This window comes from Flavonifractor sp. An9 (assembly GCF_002161245.1).
Lineage (GTDB): Bacteria > Bacillota > Clostridia > Oscillospirales > Oscillospiraceae > Flavonifractor > Flavonifractor avicola.
The window spans coordinates 111,209-128,037 of sequence record NZ_NFHC01000006.1; the positions used below are offsets into that span (position 1 = coordinate 111,209).

The 16,829-nt window shown below is 59.2% G+C and carries 16 protein-coding genes; 2 read left to right on the top strand and 14 right to left on the bottom strand.

The genetic code is table 11. The annotated features are described in order from the left end of the window. Window positions 1-30: 30 nt before the first annotated feature. The gene (locus B5G40_RS06300; protein ID WP_087399088.1) at window positions 31-1,179 is read right to left on the bottom strand and encodes a transglutaminase domain-containing protein; all 1,149 of its coding nucleotides are present in this window, start codon (window positions 1,177-1,179) and stop codon (window positions 31-33) included. Between the two features lie 114 nt (window positions 1,180-1,293). Beyond that, entirely contained in the window at window positions 1,294-2,100 is an 807-nt protein-coding gene (locus B5G40_RS06305) for a MerR family transcriptional regulator (RefSeq protein ID WP_087399089.1), read from the bottom strand. A 75-nt stretch (window positions 2,101-2,175) separates the two neighbouring features. On the opposite strand from B5G40_RS06305, the gene B5G40_RS06310 reads away from it, so the two are divergent. Beyond that, window positions 2,176-3,522 (top strand): MATE family efflux transporter, encoded by a 1,347-nt coding sequence (locus B5G40_RS06310; protein WP_242959296.1) that lies wholly within the window; start codon window positions 2,176-2,178, stop codon window positions 3,520-3,522. Window positions 3,523-3,572: 50 nt separating this feature from the next. Here B5G40_RS06310 and B5G40_RS06315 read toward each other — a convergent pair whose 3' ends face one another. The 12 genes from B5G40_RS06315 to B5G40_RS06370 form a co-directional block, all read right to left on the bottom strand. Beyond that, window positions 3,573-4,400, bottom strand: coding sequence for a Cof-type HAD-IIB family hydrolase (locus B5G40_RS06315; RefSeq protein ID WP_087326507.1), 828 nt, complete (start codon window positions 4,398-4,400; stop codon window positions 3,573-3,575). After that, a complete protein-coding gene (locus tag B5G40_RS06320) occupies window positions 4,397-5,344 on the bottom strand; it encodes a transketolase family protein (protein WP_087326511.1) in 948 nt (315 codons plus the stop codon). Before B5G40_RS06320 ends, B5G40_RS06315 begins: the two co-directional genes overlap by 4 nt. A gap of 3 nt (window positions 5,345-5,347) precedes the next feature. Then, window positions 5,348-6,193 carry a transketolase gene (locus B5G40_RS06325; protein WP_087326514.1) on the bottom strand — a complete coding sequence of 282 codons (846 nt, stop codon included), beginning with the start codon at window positions 6,191-6,193 and terminating at the stop codon, window positions 5,348-5,350. A gap of 239 nt (window positions 6,194-6,432) precedes the next feature. Continuing rightward, entirely contained in the window at window positions 6,433-7,395 is a 963-nt protein-coding gene (locus B5G40_RS06330; protein ID WP_087326517.1) for a phosphotriesterase family protein, read from the bottom strand. A gap of 1 nt (window position 7,396) precedes the next feature. Next, window positions 7,397-8,281 carry a 3-keto-5-aminohexanoate cleavage protein gene (locus B5G40_RS06335; RefSeq protein WP_087326520.1) on the bottom strand — a complete coding sequence of 295 codons (885 nt, stop codon included), beginning with the start codon at window positions 8,279-8,281 and terminating at the stop codon, window positions 7,397-7,399. Between the two features lie 104 nt (window positions 8,282-8,385). Next, window positions 8,386-9,399, bottom strand: a complete 1,014-nt coding sequence (locus B5G40_RS06340) for an enoyl-CoA hydratase/isomerase family protein (protein ID WP_087187979.1) — start codon at window positions 9,397-9,399, stop codon at window positions 8,386-8,388. Window positions 9,400-9,439: 40 nt separating this feature from the next. Further along, window positions 9,440-10,456, bottom strand: a complete 1,017-nt coding sequence (locus tag B5G40_RS06345) for an enoyl-CoA hydratase/isomerase family protein (protein WP_087266626.1) — start codon at window positions 10,454-10,456, stop codon at window positions 9,440-9,442. A 47-nt stretch (window positions 10,457-10,503) separates the two neighbouring features. Next, the gene (locus tag B5G40_RS06350; RefSeq protein ID WP_087266628.1) at window positions 10,504-11,676 is read right to left on the bottom strand and encodes a thiolase family protein; all 1,173 of its coding nucleotides are present in this window, start codon (window positions 11,674-11,676) and stop codon (window positions 10,504-10,506) included. 1 nt (window position 11,677) lies between these two features. Continuing rightward, a complete protein-coding gene (locus B5G40_RS06355) occupies window positions 11,678-12,328 on the bottom strand; it encodes a CoA-transferase (protein ID WP_087399090.1) in 651 nt (216 codons plus the stop codon). A 13-nt stretch (window positions 12,329-12,341) separates the two neighbouring features. After that, window positions 12,342-12,995 carry a CoA transferase subunit A gene (locus B5G40_RS06360; RefSeq protein WP_087389307.1) on the bottom strand — a complete coding sequence of 218 codons (654 nt, stop codon included), beginning with the start codon at window positions 12,993-12,995 and terminating at the stop codon, window positions 12,342-12,344. A 1-nt stretch (window position 12,996) separates the two neighbouring features. After that, window positions 12,997-14,226, bottom strand: a complete 1,230-nt coding sequence (locus B5G40_RS06365; protein ID WP_087399091.1) for an L-lactate MFS transporter — start codon at window positions 14,224-14,226, stop codon at window positions 12,997-12,999. A gap of 11 nt (window positions 14,227-14,237) precedes the next feature. After that, a complete protein-coding gene (locus B5G40_RS06370; protein WP_087187973.1) occupies window positions 14,238-15,200 on the bottom strand; it encodes a 3-hydroxyacyl-CoA dehydrogenase family protein in 963 nt (320 codons plus the stop codon). 290 nt (window positions 15,201-15,490) lie between these two features. On the opposite strand from B5G40_RS06370, the gene B5G40_RS06375 reads away from it, so the two are divergent. Further along, entirely contained in the window at window positions 15,491-16,699 is a 1,209-nt protein-coding gene (locus B5G40_RS06375; RefSeq protein ID WP_087399092.1) for an IS110-like element ISEnfa110 family transposase, read from the top strand. The last annotated feature ends 130 nt before the right edge of the window (window positions 16,700-16,829 follow it).

Here is a 16,829-nt window from a genome sequence, read left to right on the forward strand (position 1 = left end):
GTCCCTATACAGCAAAGCCTTGTCCCAATCTTATGATTGGGTCAGCCCCTGTATCAACTCCTTCTGGCCGATTCCCCAGAAATGATCCTGGGAGATTTCCTCTTCCGTTCGTCCAAAATACCTCCACTGGCTCTCATCCGGGCGTCCCGCGTCCCAGGTCGTATCAAAGTAGCGGTATTCACCATCCAGCAGAGCGCAATTCCACATATGCTCCTCCCCTGCTCCGGTACCTGTGACGTTCCAGCAGGGGATGCCGGCCTCTTCACAAAGCACACGAAATGCCCAGGAAAACCCGCCGCAGATGGCCGTTCCGTTCTGCAATGGTCCAAAAGCTGTCCTGGATTCATAGGGCAGCGTGTCCGGGCTCTGATAATATCGGTAGTCATACGTGGTATTTTCCACAATAAAGCGATAAATAGCCTTAAGCTTTTCCTCATCATCCATGGTATCGGTCAGGATTGTCGCCGCAGTCTCTTTTGCGATGCTCTGGATCTCCTGTATCTTCCCAACACTCTGCTCAATCGTTTCAGAATCGCTTGGAAAAGCTTGGATTGCCGTGGCGTCGCTGTTGAGCGTATACAATATATAGCCATACCCCGCCAACTGCAGAGCACGCTGCATATCATCTACCAGCAGTTCCGGGTTCCGGATCACAATAGGAATCTCTTCCTCACTAAGAGCGGCGTCCGCCGCCTTCACCAATTCCACAAGGGTATTGATTTCCACGGCTCCCTCCGGTTCGCCGTTCGGATACCCCAGCTTATACGGCATATACGAAATCTTACAGACCGTCCCCTCCACTCCTTCCGTACATTCCAGGGCGTAGGCATATTTCAGCTCCGGCCGGGCGCTCAACCCCTCATTGGACGCGTTCTGGAGCAGAATGGAACGCTCCTGAAAGGGCAGGTCTTCCTGCGTAAAGCGGAAGGTCACTTCCTGCACAAATCCTTCATATGCCCGCTCCAGGATCTGAGCTGCCTCCTCCTGGGTACTCACGGGATAGATCTCATCCATTGGCTCCGGCGAGGCTGGCACTTCACTTTGCAACGGAGTGGGGGATGGTGTCTCAATGCTGGGACTGTTGGTATCCACGGCATTGGACTGAGCCTGTGAACAGCCGCTCAGGCACATTGCAGATAAAAGCGTCAGAACAACAGCAGTCGTACCAATTCTTTTCATGTGTATCTCCTCCTGCCAAACGCTGCATCTGACGGGAGTCCCGTCATGTCATAGACGTGCTGCTGCTGTAAAAAGTTTCTTGTCCTGCCTTGAGGCACCATATCAAATCCAGGGTCACAGGGCACAGACCCTCACCTGAAGTTCGGTGACGTACTCCTCCGGACGGTTGGTGTCGTGGGCGTCGATGCGGTAGAGTTCCAGTGGCGCCCCCTCTGGTATCCGCCCGGCCGCCTGGATTCCCGTCAGCAGCGTTCCCAGATGCTCTTCCATCCGGTCATATTCGCCCCGATAGTACAGCCGGGCATATTCACCTCCGGGCAGTATATCATCGTAGGGCAGTCCAGAGCTGGTGAGGAAAAAGACCCGGGAAAAGTGATTGAAGATCCCATTTTTCAGACTTTCCTCATCCACCTGGGCCCCCATACACTGGCTGCCAATGACCTGGATGTAGTCCTGGTGCCGCTGTTCCAGCCGCTTGAGCTGGAAGTCCACTTCCTTCTCCAAGATAAAATCCTTCTCCAGAAAGACGTAGGGCCGCTCCGGTTCCCGGACCAACTCTACGCATTCGGCCTCTACCGTGCGGTAGTGCTCCAGCCGTGCCCGACGTTCTGCCGCTTCCTTCCGGGCGGACTCCAATTCCTCCATCCGGCGCTTGAGCAGCGCCTCCTCCCGGTCCAGCAGCTCCAGGGTCTCCCCCACGCTCCGCCGCTTCAGATAAGCGCCGATCTCCCGGGTGGGCAGATCCAGCTCCCGCAGTGAGCGAATGATATTCAGAGTACACACATCTTGAATGCCGTACATCCGGTAGCGGTTCTCTCCCCGCACCGGGTGAAGCAGTCCCTTCTCCTCATAATAGCGCAGAGTATCGGGACACAGGTCGAACAATTTGGCCAACTCATGGATCTGATAAAATTCTTTCAACTTTTTTGCCTCCCGCTCTTGACTTTCGGATGGTACGAGGGTTTATGATATCCCCAGTAAGAGGAGGTTTTACCTGTGAATCTGGTTGCTAAGTTTTTCAAGTTTACCGTTCCATCCATCGTCTCCATGTGGATCTTCTCCCTGTACACCATGGTGGACGGCATTTTCGTTGCTCACGGCGTGGGCAGCCACGCTCTGGGGGCAGTGAATCTGTCCATGCCATTCGTGTCGCTCATCTTCACCATCGGCATCCTGCTGGCCACCGGCACCTCCACCGTCCTGTCCCTGTCTCTGGGCCAAGGGGACGAGGAGAAAGCCCGCAACTACTTTAATCAGAACCTGGCAGTGGTCATTGTTCTGTCTCTGGTCCTGACGGCAGTCGTGCTGCTGAACCTGGAGCGCGTGGCCCTGTTCCTGGGCGCCACCGGGGATTTGCTGCCGCTGGTAAAGGAATATGTAGGTATTATCGCCTGCTTCTCCGTCTTTTTTACCGTGTCTTACAACCTTGAGGTTCAGGTGAAGGCAGACGGCGCCCCTCACGTCAGCACCATCGGCGTACTGTCCTGTGCCATTATGAATGTGGTGCTGGACTATGTGTTTGTGATGCACTTCCACTGGGGCGTGTGGGGTGCGGCTCTGGCCACCGGCTTGTCTCAGGTCACCTCCACTGTGATCTTTGTCATCTACTTCGTGCGCCACCCCAACCCTCTGCGCTTTGGCCGTTTCAAGCCCGACTTTGGAGCTTACCGCCGGATCATCCCCTTGGGTACCTCCGACGGACTCAGCGAGTTCTCCAACGGCCTGGTCATTTTTCTGTTCAATCAGACTATCCTGCAGGTGTCCGGCGAGGCCGCCCTCACCTCGTACACCATCATCAGCTATGTCAACACTCTGGTGCTCATGACCATGATCGGCACTGCCCACGGGGTCCAGCCTCTGTCCAGCTTCTATCTTGGCGCGGGACAGCGGCCCCTGTGCCACAAATTCCTGTCTTACGGCATCAAGCTGGTGGCAGTGGCAGGAGTAGGCTTCTTCATCATCTGCCAGCTGCTGGCCGGTCCCATTGTAGGCCTCTTTCTGGAGCCGGCCGATCCGCTCTTCGGATACACCGTCAATGCGCTCCGGCTCTATGCTCCCGCCTTCCTGCTTATGGGCTTTAACGTCTTGATCTCCGGCTTCTTTACCGCCATAGAGCACCCCTTCCCTGCTCTCACTATTTCCTTTGGCCGAGGCCTGGTGCTCATCTCCGGCTGCCTGGTGGTCCTGTCCAAAGTGCTGGGCGATACGGGCATCTGGCTCTCTCCCCTGTTCTCCGAGGGAATCTGCCTGGTTATCACCCTGTTCTTCCTGCTGCGATACCTTCATAAAATCCGTCAGACCGAACCGGAACAGCAGCCCGACTTCTCTTCCGTCGCCCGCTAAAATCAACTATGAGGAAAAACGGCGCATGACAATGGTCATGCGCCGTTTGATTATGTATTCAGCAGATACTGTTCCACAGCCATACCGACACCGCCCTCCCGGTTGGTGCCGGTGATATAGCGCGCGGCGGCCTTGGCCTCATCGCTGGCATTGGCCATGGCAAAGGACCAGCTTGCCCAGCTCAGCAGCTCCAGGTCGTTGCCTGCATCACCGAAGGCCATGACCTGATCCGGCCCCAGCCCCAGCCGGGCACACAGGGCCTGAACCGCCGAGCCTTTATTGACGCCTGGGGCGGTGAGTTCCATGTTCTCCCCAAAGGAGGTGGTCACCGCCAGAGGGCCGCAGGCCTCCACCGCGTCCAGCAGCTCCTGCCGGCGCTCCGGAGGCACATGGAAGATGTGGATCTTCTCCACCGCCTTGCCCTCCAGGGCGGCGTTCAGGTCCTCCGGAAAGTGGGAGCAGGTCCGCAGCACTTGGGCAAACTCCGGAGACAAGGCGCTGCCCACCACCTGCTCGGTGCGGTCGGCCTGGATATAGTTCTCCCCCTCGCAGTAGACCTCAAAGGGCAGGCCCCAGTCCAACAGCAGGGTGAGAATGGTACGGCGGGCGTTTGGCTCCATGGGCCGGCGGTAAATCCATTCCCCCGTGGCCACATCCAGCACCGCCGCGCCGTTGGACAGCACGGCGTACCGGGTAACACCGATCTGAGCGTCCACCGCCCGCAGCAGGGACCAGGCCCGGCCGCTGGCGATGGTCACCGCCGCCCCCCGCTCCGCCGCCGCCCGGAGAGCGGCCACATTTCTGGGGGGCACAGTAGCGTGATCGTCGTCCAGCAGGGTACCGTCCATGTCCAGGCAGATCAGTCGGATGTCGCTCATTTCTTCAGTTTCAGGGCCTGCCGTACCTTCTCGATGATACCCTCGGTGGTAAGGCCGTAGGCCTCCAGCACCGCCTTGGCCGCGCCGGAGCGGCCAAACTCATCGTTGACGCCGTGGCGCACCACAGGCACCGGGCAGTGCTCGGCCAGGAATTCCGCCACTGCGGAGCCCAGGCCGTTGAGGACGGTGTGCTCCTCAGAGGTGACGATGCAGCGGGTCTCCAGAGCAGCCTTCAGCACGATCTCGCCGTCCAGAGGCTTGATGGTGTGCATATCGATGACCCGGACGGAGATGCCCTCCTCTGCCAGCTTTTCAGCGGCAGCATAGGCCATCTGGACCATCATGCCGGTAGCGATAACGGTAACGTCGGCGCCGTCCCGCAGCATGGAGCCCTTGCCCAGCTGGAAGGAGTAACCGGGGACCTCATCAGTAATGCTGTCCACCGCCAGACGGCCAAGCCGCAGATAGGCCGGTCCGTCATAGTCCAACAGAGCTTTGACTGCCAGACGCATCTCGGGGCCATCGCAGGGAGAGACCACCATCATGTTAGGAATGGTACGCATGAGGGCATAGTCCTCGATGCACTGATGGGTGGCGCCGTCCTCACCCACGGACAGGCCGCCGTGGGAACCCACGATCTTCACGTTGAGACGGGGATAGGCCACGGAGTTACGGACCTGCTCATAGGCTCGACCGGTGGCAAACATGGCAAAAGTATGGGTATAGGGCATTTTGCCGCAGGTAGCCAAACCGGCGGCCACGCCGGTCATGTTGGCCTCAGCAATACCCATGTTGTAAAAACGCTCAGGGTGGGCCTTGGCAAAAAAGGCGCTCTGGGTGGAGCCGGACAGGTCGGCGTCCAGCACTACCAGATTAGGATACTGGTCGGCCAGCTCGGCCAGGGCCTTACCATATGCCACGCGGGTGGCGATCTTCTCACTCATGGCTTATTTTCCCTCCAGTTCCGCCAGCGTCGCAGCCAGCTCCGCATGGGCCTTTTCATACTGCTCATCATTGGGCGCCTTGCCATGCCAGCCGTAGTCCCCCTCCATGAAGGAAACGCCCTTGCCCTTGATGGTCTTGGCCAGCAGCACGGTGGGCCTGCCCTTGCAGGCAGCGGCGGCGTTAAACGCCTCTTCCAGGGCGTTGAAGTCGTGGCCGTCCACATGGATCACATTCCAGTTGAAGGCCTCAAACTTCTTGTCCAGGGGCTCGGAGGGCATGACCTCAGCCGTGGGTCCGTCGATCTGCAGGCCGTTGACGTCCACAATGGCGCACAGGTTGTCCAGGCGGTACTTGGCCGCGGACATGGCAGCCTCCCACACCTGACCCTCCTCGATCTCGCCGTCGCCCAGCAGAGCATACACACGATAGTTCTTCTGATCGGCCTTACCCGCCAGAGCCATCCCCACAGCGGCGGAGATGCCCTGACCCAGAGAGCCGGTGGACATATCCACGCCCTTAATGTGATGCATTTCGGCATGACCGGACATCTCGCCCTTGATGGAGCGGAAAAGTTTCAGATCTTCCACGGGGAAAAAGCCCTTCAGAGCCAGATTGGGATAGAGTGCGGGGGTACAGTGTCCCTTGGACAGCACGAAACGGTCCCGGTCAGGGTCCCGGGGATTGGCGGGATCTACCCGCATCACATGACCGTACAGGGTGGTAATGATGTCCATGGAGGACAGGGAGCCGCCGATGTGGCCGGAGGCCGCGTCATGCACCATGTCCATCGCCAGCAGGCGGGCACGGGCGGCTGTGACAGCCAGTGCGTGGACCTTTGACTGTTCCATTTGATTCACCTTTCCATTCTGTGGGCCCGAAGGGCCATATTCTCTGACGTTTAGTATACATTAGAAAACCGTACGTTTCAACCATCGGTTCACACAAAAAGACAGATTGGACCCCTCCCGTCCTTGAGCGTTTGGTACTTTTATCCGCAAAAAAGCGGCAGGCACGGGACCGTGGCTCCGGTCCCGTGCCTGCCTGATGAGGGAAAGGATTTAGTAAGGGGGAAAATAAGGAACACTCATTAGTGACTGGAAGTTCCTTCAAAGAAGATTCTGGGATTGGCCGTCAGCAGGCCGTCCACCACGGCGGGCTCCAGGCCCCGCTCCCGCAGAGCGGGCAGTACCCGACGGTGGATGAAGGTGAAGTCCTCCTCCAGATGGAGGTAATCGCTGTTTTTGGTGGTCTCCCAGCTGTCCCAGAAGGCCAGATAGGCGGCCAGATCGTGGCTGAGGAGCAGCTTGTTCCCCCAGCCCAGTTCGCACAGCCGGGCAATGGTGTCCACCCGGGGCTCCAGCCCCAGGTCCCGGTCGCAGAATCCGAAGCGGTCCATGCCCAGCCAGCAGCCCCGCTCCAGCATGGCGGTGAGGTATTCCAGCTCGGTGGTGTCGCCGCTGTGACCCAGGATCACCCGGTTTGCGGGCACGCCGCAGCTCTCGAACAGGTCCAGAATCTCCCCGCCGCTGCGGACGGCGGGATCATGGTGGCAGAAGATGGGCAGTCCGGTCTCGGCGGCCACACGGCCGGTGGCGTGGAGTACCTTGCGGAGCAGAGGCGTCACCCCGGCCCGGGCTACACCCGCCTTCAGGATGCCCGGCTTGCTGTCGGTACCCTGAATACCATCGGTGCAGTCGCCCATCAGCAGGTCGTAGATCTGCTCCTCGTCCCGGAAGCCCAGCCAGGGCTCCTCCTGATAGTAGAAGCCGGTAGAGGCGATGATGTTCAGTCCTGTACGGCGGGCCACATCCCGCATCAAGTGAATGTCACGGCCCAGGTTTACAGGCGTGCCGTCCACCACGGTGGCCACACCCTGCTGTGCTGCCTTGCCCAGCATCCCGCAGGACATCTCGGTAACCTTGTCCGCTTCATAGAAGCGGGAACCGAAGTTCATCCGCATGGACCAGTCGGCACAGGTCAGATGCTCGTGCATCAGCACCTGGCCCAGTTCCGACGTGTCCACCGGGCCCAGTACGCTCTGGATCTTCATATCAGTCGATCCCCAGAGCGGCGCGGACCTTCTCGCCGTCAAAGGCGGGGATGCCCAGGATCTGGCGGGCCTCGGCGGGGGTAGCGGGGGTATTGCCGAAGGCCTTGACAGCGGCCACGGCACGCTCCACCAGCATATGGTTGGTGGCCATGATCTTCTTGCCGTTCTCGTCCACGCCAAAGACCACATTGTCCTCCATGCCCACACGGATGTGGCCGCCCAGGGCCAGGGCCGCGAACATGATGGGCAAATGACCCTTGCCCACACCGAAGGCGGACCAGGTGGAACCGGCGGGGATGTGATTTACCAGATAGAGCAGGTTCTCCACGGTGGCAGGCATACCGCCCAGCACGCCCAGGCAGAACTGATAGTGGCAGGGAGTGGGCAGGTGGCCCTTCTTCACAAAGTAGTCGGTGACACCCAGCATACCGGCGTCAAAAATCTCGATCTCCGGCTTGGTGCCCTTCTCCATGTACAGGTCGCCCAGCTGCTGGAGGAACTGGGGGGAGTTGATGAACACACCGCCGGGCATCCAGTTGAAGGAACCAGCGTCGTAGGAGCCCATCTCAATACCGGGCAGCTCCTTGTGGTGAGCCATGCGCTCCTCATCGGTGGCGGGATGCTGGGGAGAGGCGCCGGAGGAGGTGCAGTTGATGATGACGTCACAGTCCTTGTGGCTGCGGATCAGGCGGATGGTCTCACGGAACTTCTCCTTGTCCATAGCGCCCAGGCCGTCGTCGGCACGCATATGCAGGTGGACCACAGCGGCGCCCAGCTTCCAGGCGTCATAGGCCTCGTCGGCGATCTGCTGGGGGGTTTCGGGGATCTTGTAACCCGCGGGGGTGACCGCGCCGGTCAGCGCGGCGGTAATGATGGTCTTTGCCATTTCAGTTCCACTCCTTTTTCATGGTTCCACGCCGGCATCCGGCACGGTTTAGGAAACAGGTATGGGAAAAAGAGGCCGGATACGGCCCCTTCTTCCCTGTTGGATTAAAATTCGTAGCCTTCCGGCTCGTTGCTGTGCTCAAAGACGAAGGGATTCTCGATCTCTCCAGCCTTGACCTTCTGCCACCACTGGTTGGCCTTCTGGGGCATGGTGCGCCAGCTCTCGGCGGTCTGGGGCTGCTCCATGTCGTGGGTGGCGTAACGCCAGTCGTTCACGCGGCTGATGTACTTCTCATCCTGCTGGGCGGAATTCTCGTCGCCCAGCTCCCCGGCGGCCACCCGCAGCAGAGAACCATACTGCTCAGACACGGTGTGCAGCTTCAGGTCCTCCACCAGCAGCTTCTTCAGAGGACGCTTGGCCAGGTTGGACATGATGGTGCGGTTTTCGTAGGGCATGGTCTTCCACATCCGGGCGATCTCCCAGGCCCGCTCCAGCACCTTACCCTTGGGCAGCACCTCGTTGACCATGCCCCAGTCCAGCATCTGCTGGGCAGTGAACTGGCGGGAGGTCATCATATAGTAGTTGCCACGCTTGGTCCCGAAAAAGTGCTGGCACATCAGGCCCATGCCGTCGCCGGGTACCAGGCCGCCCTGAGCGTGGGGCACCTCCATCTTGGTGTCCTCGGAGCACAGGGTGATGTCGCACAGCATGGCGGAATCCCAGTGGAAGCCGGGGCCGGGGATGGCGCCGATGGTGGGCACGTCCAGATCAAAGATCATGTTCTTGATCAGGTTGGTATCGTCAAAATACTGGTGCTGGAACCGCTCGGTGGGCAGCTTGGAGTAAGTCTCCCAGCCGTTGGCGTCCGACTCGATCATCCAGTTGTCGCCGATGTGGGTATAGATGATGATCTCGTTCTTATAGTCCAGGCTCAGCCAGCGGGTCAGCTGGCTCATGGCCCGGTGGGACATACCGCTGTGGTGCATGGGGCCATCGTTGGTCTTCCAGGTGACCTGGACGATGCCGTCCTCACGCTTCAGATCGGCGAAGTCCTTAAACCACTCTTTATACTCGTCAAACTCGGGCAGCTTGACGTAATCAGCCATAGGCTTTCCCATTACAGTAACCTCCAATATGTAAATTGTTCCGGTCTTTGGCTTACTTCTCGTCGGGGCGATAGGGCTTCACCGGACGGCTGGGATCGAAGGGGTTGACCTCCCGACCGGCCTCCACTTCCTTGAACCACTCGATGGGCTTGGTACGGAAGCCGGCCCAGCTCTCCCGGGTGGGGGGCTGCTGCATCCAGTCGTGGCAGTAACGCCAGTCGTTGGTCTGGCTGATGTACTTCTCGTCCTGCTGGGCGGCGTTGCGGTCGCCCATGTCGCCGGCAGCGATACGCAGCAGAGAGCCGTACTGCTCGGACACAGTGTGCAGCTTCAGGTCCTCCACCAGCAGCTTCTTCAGAGGACGCTTGGCCAAGTTGGACATGATGGTGCGGTTCTCGTAAGGCATGGTCTTGAGCATCCGGGCGATCTCCCAGGCGCGGGCCATAACCTGATCCTTGGGCACCACTTCGCTGACCATGCCCCAGTCCAGCATCTGCTGGGCAGTCCACTGACGGGCGGTCATCATGTAGTAGTTGCCCCGCTTGGTGCCGAAATAGTGCTGAGCCATCAGGCCCATGCCGTCGCCGGGCACCAGGCCGCCGTGGGCGTGGGGCACCTCGATCCAGGTATCATCGGAGCAGATGGTGATGTCGCTGAGCATGGCGGAGTCCCAGTGGAAGCCTGGGCCGGGCAGCACACCGATGGTGGGCACATCCAGATCGAAGATCATGTTCTTGATCAGGTTGGTGTCGTCAAAATACTGGTGCTGGAACCGCTCGGTGGGCAGCTTGGAATAGGTCTCCCAGCCGTTGGGATCGGACTCGGTCATCCAGCTGTCGCCGATGTGGGTGAAGATGATGATCTCATTCTGGTTGTCCAGGGACAGGATGCGCACCAGCTGGCTGATGGCCCGGTGGGACATACCGCTGTGGTGCATGGGGCCGTCGTTGGTCTTCCAGGTCACCTGCAGGATGCCGTCCTCACGGTACAGGTCCGCGAAATCCTTGAACCACTCCTTGTACTCGTCCAGCTGGGGGAGCTTCACATAATCGGCCAAAGGCTTACCCATAATCAATACCTCCATAAAATGGTCAATATAATAATTGTTGTGTCAATTTATTCCGCTTTGAAGATACCGGCCGCGCCCATGCCGCCGGCAATGCACATGGTCACCAGGGCGTACTTGCCGCCGGTGCGGTGCAGCTCAGAGATGGCCTTGCAGGACAGTACCGCGCCGGTAGCGCCCAGAGGATGACCCAGAGCCATGGCGCCGCCGTTGGGGTTGACCTTGGCAGGATCCATGCCCAGTTCCTTGATGCAGGGGCTGACCTGAGCGGCAAAGGCCTCGTTGAGCTCGATCACGTCCATATCGTTCACGGTGAGGCCAGTATACTCCATCACCTTGGGCACGGCGTAGATGGGACCCAGACCCATATAGGCGGGGTCCAGACCGCCCACGCAGAAGCCCAGGAAGGAGGCCAGAGGCTTGATGCCCAGCTCAGCGGCCTTGTCCCGGCTCATGAGCACCAGGAAGGCAGCGCCGTCGCTGGTCTGGGAAGAGGTGGCGGCGGTGACCCGGCCATTCTCCCGGAAGCAGGGCTTCATGGAAGCCATCTTCTCCATGCTGGTGTCACGGCGGATGCCCTGGTCCTTGTCAAAGACGATGGGATTGCCCTCGGCATCCACGCCGGGCAGAGGGATGATCTGATCGTCAAAGTAACCGGCGTCCTGGGCATGAGCCGCCTTCTGATGGCTGGCCAGGGCCAGAGCGTCCATCTCCTCCCGGGTGACGTTGTACTTCTCAGCCACATTCTCAGCGGTCTCGCCGTTGGAGATGTACTGATTGGGGTCGTGCTCCAGCAGCCAGGGGTTCATGTCGCCGCTGCGGTCCAGAGTCATGGGCAGAGCGGTCATGGACTCAATGCCGCCGGCCACGATGCAGTCGGCCTGTCCGGCCTCAATCTGCCAGGCAGCCAGGGCCACAGCCTGGAGAGAGGAGGAGCAGAAGCGGTCCACGGTGAGGCCGCAGGCGGTGTAGGGCAGTCCGGCCCGGGCGGCCACCAGGCGGGCAGGGTTGAGGCCCTGCTTGGCCTCGGGGATGGCGCAGCCCAGGATCACATCCTCCACCAGAGCGGGGTCCAGCTGGGGGATCTTCTCCATAACACCCTTCAGCACCAGGCCGCCCATGTCGATGGGATGAAGCTGACGCAGAGCGCCCTTCTTACCGGATTTAGCTACAGCGGAGCGGCCGTAGGCCACGACCACCGTCTTGCTCAGCGGTTTTGCCATATCAATCTTCCTCCATTACAATCAGATCAGGGGCCACCAGAAGCTTAGACTCCACAGCGGCCTGAATTTCTTCCACGGTATGACCCTTGCGGATCTCGGCCAGCACCAGACCCTCCGGGGTCACGTTGATGACACAGCGGTCGGTAACGATGTGGTCCACGCAGTGGATGGCCGTGAGGGGCATGGTGCACTGGTTGACCACCTTGGGCGCACCGTTTTTAGCCACCAGATCCATGGCCACAATCACCTTCCGGGCGCCGTTGCACAGGTCCATGGCGCCTCCCATGCCAAAGGCACGACCGGGAGAAGCCCAGTTGGCCAGATCACCGTTGGCGGATACCTGAAGGCCGCCCAGCACGGTGGCAGCCAGCCGACCGGACCGGATGACACCGAAGGACATGGCCACATCGAAGGCGCTGGCGCCAGGGACAGGGATAAAGTTTACGCCGCCGGCATTGACGAACCGCTCGTTCATCATCAGGCCCTCATTCACTGTGGCGCCGATGCCGATAAAGCCATTCTCGCTCTGGAAGAGCACCCCTTCGGCGGCATAGCTGCCGCAGAGGCTGGGGATACCGATGCCCAGGTTGACCACGTCGCCGGGTTTGAAGTAGGCAGCAGCCCGCTTGGCGATAAAGTTTCTGTTGTCCATCTGCTCCCCCTCCTTACACCAGAATCATGTCCACGAACATACCAGGCACCTTTACTTCATCCGGGCCGATCTCACCCAGATCGCAGAAGTGATCGCACTCCACGATGGACAGGTCGGCGCAGGTGGCGATGACCGGGTGGGAGGCGTGGCCGCTGCTGCCCCGATAGGCCAGGTTGCCAAGAGGATCGGCCTTCCGGCAGCGAGTCAGGGCCACGTCAGCGTGGAGCGCGGTTTCCAGCAGGTACTTCTGACCATCAACCTCGATGATCTGCTTGCCCTCCTCCACCACGGTACCCAGGCCGGTCTTGGTGAGCACGCCTCCCAGGCCCATGCCGCCGCAGCGGATGCGCTCGATGAAGGTACCCATGGGGATAAGCTCGGCCTTCAGGGAGCCGTCCTGAATACGGGCATTGGTACGGGGATTGGTCCCCACATGGGTGGTGATCATTTTGTCCACCCGCCCGGCCTCAATGATGCGGCTGATGCCCATGCCGGGGTCGCTGGAATCGATGGAGTACACCGTCAGATGCTTGGCCCCGCTCTCCAGCACACAATCAATCAGCCGTTCCGGCATATAGTGATTGGTCTGGCCGCCGATGGCGATGGTCTGGCCGTCCTTGAAGCTGGCGATGATCTGCTCCATGGTACGTACTTTACTTAGTTCCATATCATTCTCCTTTGCGGGACACAGGTTTCAGGAATCGGGAGAGGACCAGGCCCACCGCTGCCAGCACCGCGGCAGTGACATAGGCTCCGGTATAGCTTCCCCCTCCCATGGTTTTAAAGGTAGTGGCCAAACTGGGCCCGATCAGGCTGGCCAGACCGAACACCACATACATCACACCGTAGTTTTCCGTGATGTACCGGGGGCCGAACATCCGGGCGGTGAGGGGTGTGAGGATGGAGGCCAGGCCGCCATAGCAGGAAGCCGCCACGCCCATCAGCACCAGCACCAACACCTCCTGCCCCACCACGGCCAGCAGGCCCATGGACAGGATGCACAGCACAAAGACCGCACCGGCGGTATTGACCAGTCCCAGCTTGTCCGACAGGCTGCCCCACAGAAAGCGTCCGGCCATGTTGCAGGCGGCAAACACGCTGACGAAAAGGGCCGCTCTGGAGGAGGAATAGCCCAGGGACTGCTGGAGGATGGGAGAGGCCTGGCTGATGACGATGACGCCGGCCACCAGGCCGCAGGTGAACACCACAACCATCTTCCAGAAGGTTCCGGTGCGCACCATCTGGCCCCGTCTCAGGTCGGCGGCCCCTCCCTGCTCTCCGCTGCTCTTGGGCTCCATTGCAGCCTGAAAACCCTCGGGCGGATCAGTCAGAAGCAGGGAGCCGACCAAAATGATCACGGCAAAGAGGATGCCCAGCACCTGAAAGGCCCGGTCCATGCCCACACCCTCCATCAGCGCCGCAGCGGTAGGGGCCCACAAAATGGCGCCTGAGCCGTAGGCGGCGGTGCCCAGTCCGGAGGCCAGTCCGGACCGGTCCGGGAAGAGGCGCACCACATAGGCCATCATGCTGGGGTAGATGAAACCTACGCCCAGTCCGGAGATCACACCGTAAAACAGATAGAGCTGCCAAATCTGGTTCATCCATCCCGTCAGCAGCAGTCCGCCGCCGAAGAGAATCGCACCTACGATCACACCGGCTCGGGTGGACATACGGCGGATCAGTCCGCCGAAGATCAGAGGCGCCATGGTGGAACACAGTACCGTAATGGTATAGGCCAGGGCCACGCCGGAGTCAGCCCAACCGAAACGAGTCACAATGGGGTTTTGCAGCACGCTCCAGGCGTAGCCGAAGCCGGCGCAGACACAGATCACCATGGCGGAAATGAGACAGACCCAGCGCCGCCGGGTAAACGCGGTAAAATCCTTCGGGAAAGCCATGAAACCTCCTCTTACAGCTTGCGGTGGAGTTTCAGCAGCTCAATGAGCATCTGATCCCGATACTTGGCGCAGTCCTCATTGGTGTGGCCGATGTGATCGGGGAAATTGGCCATCTCCTTATCCACACCGGGCTGAGCCACCTCGGCCCAGTTGTCGGGCTGATGGGTCCAGGAAGCCATGTCAGCCAGCCAGCGGTCGCCGGAGTTGCCCAGCATCTGCACCATACCGGTGAGACCGCCGGGGTTGCCCAGCTGCATGATCATGTTGTGGCCGAAGATGGCCCAGCGCAGGCCGGGGCCGTATACCAGGGCCTTATCTGCGTCCTCTACGGAGCACACGCCCCGCATGACCAGATCCTGCACCTCACGGTAAAGGGCCAGCTGGAGCCGGTTGGCAATAAAGCCGGGGCACTCCTTGCGCAGCAGCACCGCCTCCTTGCCGATGGACTGATAGAAGTCGTAGGCCAGCTGGAGCAGCTCCGGATCGGTCTTGTCGCCGGAGGTCAGCTCCACCAGGGGAATCAGATGAGGGGGATTGTAGGGGTGGGCACCCACGCACCGCTCCGGGTGAGCCGCCTGGGCTGCGATATCACTGACCAACAGGCCGGAGGTGGAGCTGGCATAGATGGCGTCGGCGGAAGCATACTCCTCCACCTGGGCCAGGATAGACCGCTTGATCTCCAGCCTCTCAGGGCCGCTCTCCTGGATGAACTGGGCGTTCTTCACCGCCTCTTCCATGGAGGTGGTCAGCTTCACACGATCGGCGATCTCCTGCCGCCGCTGGGGTGTCACTGCCTTGAACTGCTCCAGGGCATCCAGGCTCTTGTGCATCTGAGCCTGACTCTTGGCCAGCTGCTCGTCATTGATATCGTACAGAACCACATCCAGGCCCTTCATGGCAAACTGAATTGCCCAGCTGGAACCGATCACACCGCCGCCCACACAGGCCACTCGCTTGATCTCTTCCGGTTTCATATGTAAATCTAGCTCCTATTACAATAAATTTGGACAGGAAAGCCGGACAGCCAGTCCGGCTTTCCCTCCATCTCGTGCCTAAGCTACAATGAGAGGAGCAACTGGCTGACCAATCACTCCTTGGGCTTGTATGTCCGTGTGAAAGACTGTTAGCCATCCTCTCGTTGCAGCGTTCGATTTAAGCAGGTTGAACCACCGGATGTCGGAGAGTTCGTGTCACACAATAGATTGAATCGGCAGCGAGAAAAGATGGATTCCGGTTGCAGATTCTTTGTATTGGAGGAATGTGAATGAACTGCGTTGGCATCGATGTTTCCAAGGGTAAGAGCATGATTGCAGTCATGCGGCCCTTCGGAGAGGTAGTGGTTTCACCCTTTGAAGTACGTCACACCGCCAATGAACTGAGCGAGCTGGCAGGACTGCTCAAAAGCCTGGACGGCGAGACCCGTGTGGTGATGGAATCCACGGGTAATTACCATGCTCCGGTGGCCTGGCTGCTCCACGACGCGGGCCTTTATGTCTCGGTAGTCAATGCAATGCTGGTGCATGACTACGGAAACAACAGTTTAAGACGGGCCAAAACCGACAAAAAGGATGCCGTAAAGCTGGCCAACTACGGTCTTGACCACTGGCTCACATTGCCGAGATATATCCCGGAGGAGGATACCCGACTCATGCTGAAAATCTGCTACCGGCAGTACCAACAGTATTCCAAAGTTCAGACCATGCTGAAGAATAACCTGATCTCCCTGCTGGACACCACCTTCCCAGACGCAAATCGCTTGTTTACCAGTCCGCCCCGCGCCGATGGCAGCGAGAAGTGGGTGGACTTTGTCGCTACTTTTTGGCATTGCGAGTGCGTTTGTGGCCGGTCTGAGAAGGCCTTTACTACCCAATACCAGAAGTGGTGCAGAAAGCACGGCTACAATTTCAGCGAGGATAAGGCGCTGGATATTTATGCCTCTGCTTGCAGACACTTCGGTGTCATACCGAAAACGGATACGGCAAAACTTTTGGTAGAACAGGCCATTTCTCAACTCCAGACAACTTCTTCCGCGTTAGCTGCTCTCAAACAGGAGATGCAATCCCTGGCAGCTTCTCTGCCGGAGTATCCTGTAGTGATGGGGATGTTTGGTGTTGGCCCAACCCTCGGCCCTCAACTCCTGGCTGAAATTGGCGATGTACGCCGTTTTCATTCCAAAAAAGCGTTGGTTGCCTTTGCGGGTATTGACGCCCCGCCCTACCAATCCGGTCAAATAGATATCCGTAGCCGTAGCATTTCCAAGCGAGGATCTGCCTCACTGCGCAGGACGCTCTTTCTGGTGATGAGCGTCATCCTGCAATGTGCTCCAATAGACGAGCCGGTGTACCAGTTCATGGACAAGAAACGCTCTGAAGGCAAGCCATATCGTGTCTACATGATGGCCTCTGCCAACAAGTTCCTGCGCATCTACTACGCTTCTGTGAAAGCCTACTTGGAATCCCTGGAGCACGACTGATTTTTACACTCTATACCATCTGGCTGGCCGCCGTTTTAATTTTGAGATGCTCAGCGGCTTGATTTTGTATTGCATTTTTTCGCCTCCCTAAAAATCTGAAATTTCTACTTGACTTTTATTAGCAGGTCTT